Source organism: Type-D symbiont of Plautia stali (assembly GCF_001485335.1).
Lineage (GTDB): Bacteria > Pseudomonadota > Gammaproteobacteria > Enterobacterales > Enterobacteriaceae > Pantoea > Pantoea vagans_C.
Genome location: NZ_BBOC01000154.1, coordinates 1 through 4,991 on the forward strand (window position 1 = coordinate 1; position 4,991 = coordinate 4,991).

4 protein-coding genes are annotated in these 4,991 nt (G+C 53.5%); 1 reads left to right on the plus strand and 3 read right to left on the minus strand.

The window, feature by feature from the left end; translation table 11 throughout:
• The 3 genes from PSSD_RS25375 to PSSD_RS25385 all read right to left on the minus strand — a co-directional run.
• Positions 1 to 611, minus strand: a 611-nt coding sequence (locus PSSD_RS25375) for a FecCD family ABC transporter permease (RefSeq protein WP_153011518.1), incomplete at its 3' end; no start/stop codon positions are given.
• Positions 608 to 1,516, minus strand: a complete 909-nt coding sequence (locus tag PSSD_RS25380; RefSeq protein ID WP_058974167.1) for an ABC transporter substrate-binding protein — start codon at positions 1,514 to 1,516, stop codon at positions 608 to 610. The genes PSSD_RS25375 and PSSD_RS25380, both read right to left, overlap by 4 nt.
• 36 nt (positions 1,517 to 1,552) lie before the next feature.
• Positions 1,553 to 3,643, minus strand: a complete 2,091-nt coding sequence (locus PSSD_RS25385; RefSeq protein ID WP_235589304.1) for a TonB-dependent receptor — start codon at positions 3,641 to 3,643, stop codon at positions 1,553 to 1,555.
• A gap of 1,112 nt (positions 3,644 to 4,755) precedes the next feature.
• Here PSSD_RS25385 and PSSD_RS25390 point away from each other — a divergent pair.
• The coding region (locus tag PSSD_RS25390) for a hypothetical protein (protein WP_153011519.1) at positions 4,756 to 4,991 on the plus strand (236 nt) is incomplete at its 3' end.

The window sequence follows — 4,991 nt, forward strand, 5'->3', positions numbered from 1 at the left end:
CACGCGACGACTGTCAGCAGCGTTCCGGGAAGCAGCATCGCATAGATATGAGGCAGGTCATGACCCGACAGGCTCCCGGCCAGCCAGAACAGCATCGTATCAAGCGTCTCCTGATCGATAACGAGGATTGCCTGGGTAATGGCATTACACAGCGCGGTTATCGCCACCCCAGCCAGCACCAGCCGGAGTGGATTATCCCGTACGTTACCTGCCCGGCTGGCGAACCACACCATTGCGCTGGCAGCACACGCCCCGAAAAATGCCAGTAAAAGTGTCTGCCAGGGGGTGTTAAAGGAAAAAACGCTGCCGGCCAGCACAACTGCCAGCGCCGCGCCCGCATTGACGCCGAACAGCCCGGGCGATGCCACAGGATTGCGGGTCAGCGCCTGCATCAGTCCGCCTGCCACTGCAAGAAAAGCCCCCACACACATGGCCAGCCATGTGCGTGGCAACCGGGATGTGCGAATGATGGCGTCAGCCGCACGGAGGGGATCGGAGTGAAACAAAGCGTCAGCCACCTGCGACAGCGGGTAGAAGCGCACTCCGGCCATGACGCTGACCACCATCATCAGCGCCAGAAGGGCACAGCAGAACAGAAAGCGTGCTTTCACGATGCCCCCCGGCTCAGCGCCCGCTCTGTGTCAGTGAGGATCTGATTTGCGCCAATTATGCCACCGGACAGACTCCAGGAAACGCTGTCAACCGGCCATAACTGTCGCGCTTTCACGGCGCGCAGTTGCTGCCAGAGCGGATGCGCGGTCATCACCCGGTACTGACGCAGAATGGCAGGGCTGTCCGCCCGGAGCAGAATGAAAAAGATATCGGCATCCAGCAACGGCAGGTTCTCCATGCTGGAAAAGCGCAACGACGTGCCGCGCGTCTGCGCAGCCTGCCCGTTCCAGTCAAAACCAATTTCGGACATCACCGAGCCAGGAAAGCTTTGTGGAGCGTAGCTACGAATGTGGTCGGGGCGGACTTCAATGACGGATACCCGGGGTCTGGTCTGTGCACCGAACCGTTCTCTCAGTAGGGTCTGAAGGGCGACAATCCGGGAGTCCCAGCGCTGAAGCAGGTCTCTGGCCTCATTGACCTTTGAAAGTTTTTCGGCGACGACCGTCAGCGTTTTTTTAAACTCATAAACGTCATCCAGCAGCACCACGGGCGCAATCTTTTCCATCAGCGGCGCAACATCCTGGTGGCGGAAACGGGAAGCAAAAATGATATCGGGCCTGAGCAGCGCTATTTTTTCAAGCGCCGGCTGGGTTTCCAGGCCTAACTGCGGCACGCCTGAAAACTGGTTTCGCAGGTAACGGTAAACCGGCTTTTCAGCCCAGGATTCAACGATCCCGCAGGGCGGAATGCCGAGTGCCGCCAGGCTGTCAGTGGCGCCCTGAAACAGCGAAACGGCACGCCGCGCGGGCGCTTGTTCAGCCAGCAGGCCGGGGGAAACGCCGTATAGCAGCAGCGCCTGCAGACAGCGACGGCGAACGGGTGAGAATAAAAATTGGCTTTTCATCGTCGGGTTAACGCCCCGGTGAGAGGGCGCCCATGTTCAGAAGTCAAGACTGTAGCCGAGCGTGGCCGTGCGACCCCGCCCGGCAAAATAGCGGTCAGGGTCAACGGAGGCGCTCTGCGAGTAATAAGTGATGTATTTTTTATTCAGCAGGTTGGAAATGCCCAGGCTCAGCTGTCCCCGGGGAAGCTTGTAACCCACGGCTGCATCCACCAGTGTGTAACCGGAGAAATCCTTTTCCTCATCGTCGAATTTTTTGCTCATAGCCCAGTTGGCCTGCAGGAAGGTGCTCAGCTCTGCGTTCCAGTTTGCCGACCAGCTGGCGATAATACGGTCCGGCGCGATATTCAGGCCGTCAAGTTTTGCATCGAGGCTGCCGTTTTCATCGCTGTCGTAACGACCGCGCATGTGCGACCAGGCGAGCGTCAGCTTGTGGTCCGCAGCAGGGCGGTAACCCGCGCTGACCTCGACGCCATCGATTTGCGTTTTTTCCCGGCGGGCGACAAATGCATCATCAACCAGTTCCACGCGGCTTCCGAGCTTTGAAGAAGAACGGTAGTAGCTTGCTTCAAAATCGAAGGGCGCCTGCTGAATGCGAAAGCCCGCCTCGCTGTTTTTGGTGACGATCGGCTTCAGCCCGTTGTAGTCATCCAGCCTGACGCCCGGGGTGTCGATCCCCCGAAGCACGCGGCCCACGTCCGGCACGGTAAAACCTTCGCTGTAGCTGGCAAATAAGCTGAGCGGCTCCAGTGGCGTCCAGACGATGCCCGCGTTATACAGGGTTTGTTCAAAGGAGGGAGACCCGCCTTCAACGCTGACGCGATCGTTTGCCCAGGTGGTCTGGTAACTGTCAATGTTCAGACGCGCGTATTCGTAGCGTACGCCACCGCTGAGCTTCACTGACTCGATCGGGGCATATTCGAGCTGCAGGAACGGCGAAAGGTCGGTGTAGTTGATTTCGGGTACGTAGGTTCGCCCGGTTGACCATAAATCCTGCTTTGAATTGTCAAAAAGTGTATCGAACCCTACCGTGGCCTTAATGCGATCATCCCAGATATCATCTTTAGTCAGGGCAATTTTGGTGCCGTATTTGTCGGTAAAGGCGCGGCTCTGGTCGTAGAGTGTGCCAAGAGGAGAAATCTCAGGATCCTGGAAAGAAGAAGAGTTTGTCGCGCCGAAAAGTGCTTCGTAGCGCTGGTAATAGGCGAGCGCGGTGAACTTCATGCCCGCCAGACTATAGTTATCGTAGGTGGTCCCCACCGTCCAGACATCGTTGTGCGGCGCGCTGCCTTCCGGTCTGCCTTTGACTGAGGTGGTCAGTCTGCCGGCATCGCGATCGCCGGTCACGCTGATGTAGTTGTCCTTGTTTTTCAGCCGGTAGCGATTGAGACTCAGCTGTATGCGCTGGTCGTTATCCAGCCAGTAACCGACCTTCGCCAGCATGTCCCATGCGCGTGAATCCATCAAGTCGCCCTGGGTGTTATCCACGCCAATCGCACGGTTATCTGCGTCTTTGAACAGGCCCTGATCTTCATAGCTCAGCGCGAACAGATAATCGACGTATTCCTCGCTGCCGTTAACGCTGTAGTTCGTTTTGTAGGCCAGCGTATCGTGGTCAAATTCAGCCGTAGGCGTCGTGGCTTCGACGCTGAAGTGCTGATTGACGGTGCCAGGCTTTGCCCGCTTTGTGATGATGTTAATGACCCCCCCTGTTGCCCCGAGACCGTTGCTGGCATTTGCACCCTTGATAACTTCAATACGTTCAATCATGGACGCGTCAATGGTGTGCATTTCCCGCCCGGTAGGGCGCAGAGGGTTGGATTGCGGAATACCATCAATCATCACCAGCGGCATGCGACCGCGCAACGTTTCACCGCTGCCGGACATTTTCTGTCGCGCAGGGGAAAAAGACGGCAGCAGGTTGCTCAGAATCTGGGACGTATCAGACGTCAGCTGCCGCTGCTGGCTAATCTCTTTTTCACCAATCACCCTGATGACCTGAGGAGAATCATTGCGTGAACCTTCGGTACGGGTTGCATCAACGACCAGCTCCTCCTCTGCACTATCACGGGCATAAAGCGGGGATGACGCGAGCAGCGTCAACGCAGCACACAGTGTGGAAACTTTCATACAAATGATCCTCTGCTCAGAACACTTACATTCAGGGTTGATTGGCTTCATTGGTTTATGCGAAAAGAAATGAGAATGAATATGATAACGGTTATTAATAACAAATTGTAAGGATAAAGTCAGGAAATGATGCATTTCAATTCTGAATGTGAATGGCACACTAGCTGCGTTAGCTCAAGTGCGCAGGTTGGCTGGCGGGGTGCAGGGATAGGCAGGTGATTAGACCTGTCAGGTCAAAGCGGAAATGGCTTTCAGGAGTGCGGAGGTGATTCTGACCGTATAACCTTCAGATATTTATGATGACGCAAATGGCGCACAGCCTGAAAGATGTGGAACCATGCCAGATGAATCTTAAGTAGTCCACACTGCATCTGAGAAGTCATCTAAGCCTTCTGTCGTGCACCTTACTGGGAAAAATACCGCGGATAATGGAAGAGATGATGGCGATGGCTCCAGGGTTGGAGCAGCCGAAAAGAAGAGTTCGACATTACCCTGGGCGGTAAAAAAGTAGCCGAAACGTTCGCTAGGCAGCAGAGGACGGTGATACTGATCTGTTATTGGATGAAGAAAACGCTGATTGTGTAAGAACCCTCCGTCGAAACACTTACAGATGGCAGGCGTGGTAAAAAGCCTTGCAATTGCTGAACGTTTGATAATTTGTTAAGTGATGGGATGTTAGTGCAGGTTAATCTGCAAGCAAACCGGAAGGCACGATTTATTTAGTCTACTAGACGGGTAAAGTCTGATTTGAAAAAACATCCGCCGTATCGGATAACGGCGGCAGATGTTACACACTGGGTTGTCAGCTATTAGTGCTTGTTAGTCATGGAATATGCCCAGAGGCACATTACCAGTGCGGGGTGAATTGTATACCTTTCTAAATATGCTGCCGGGATTTGACGGAAAATTTTGGGAACATTAACAAATACCAGAAATTTCTAAAGTAAATAGCGCACAATTAATACATAACCCATTATCAATAATGAATTATCCGATCTTTCGGTTGATTAAATATCTGCACTACTTGAAGTATGATTGGTCGAAAATTTGTGCAGCTGCTACTAGAATTTTATTCGTTAAGTCAAATTTAAAAGACGAAAACGGAGCGTACGATGCAAGATGACATTGCAGCTGAGTGTGAAATTCAGATAAAACGTCTGGCGGGGATGTATCAGATGGGGGACGGATACCAGCAAACAAAAGAAGCGATCAACTCAATCCTAACGGACTTCAATCATGGACTGGGGAGAGATGTGTCTGTACGCATCATGGTATGGAGTGATTTACATGCTTCGCTAAAAAATTCCCTGATAATTTCAGCCGACCCTCGCTGGATAGAAGCGATTCG